At 41.4% G+C, this 471-nt stretch carries 1 pseudogene; it reads left to right on the forward strand.

The window, feature by feature from the left end:
* Positions 1 to 471: pseudogene (locus ACIR131C_RS26960) on the forward strand (aromatic ring-hydroxylating oxygenase subunit alpha); the annotation flags it as partial.

The following is a 471-nucleotide window of genomic DNA, read 5'->3' on the forward strand; positions in this document are numbered from 1 at the left end:
CCTTAGATGTATCTCATTTTCCTTTTATCCACGATGGCGGGTTAGGCGATCGCCACCACGCACAAGTTGAAGACCTTGAGGTGAAAGTGGACAAAGATGGCCTGACTATGGGTAATTATCAACTACATACATCAAAGTTTAACAATAGTAATAAAGATGACTCAATGGTTATTTGGTACAGCATGAGTCATCCTTTATGCCAATACAGCAGTACGGAAGCCTCTGAAATTCGGATAGTCGATTTGATGCTGGTAACACCGATTGATGAAGACAACAGCGTATTGCGTTATTTGATAATGTGGAATAGCCCTGAAAATTTGGACTTTAAAACATTGGAGTCAAAGCTACTAGCTGGATATGACCAAACAATAGAAGAAGATATTCGGATCCTACATTCCCAACAGCCAACGCGTTTACCACTGTTACCGCCAAAGCAGATAAACACGCAATGGTTGCCACAGGAAATCCATG

This window comes from Dolichospermum circinale AWQC131C, from assembly GCF_000426905.1.
Taxonomy (GTDB): domain Bacteria; phylum Cyanobacteriota; class Cyanobacteriia; order Cyanobacteriales; family Nostocaceae; genus Dolichospermum; species Dolichospermum circinale.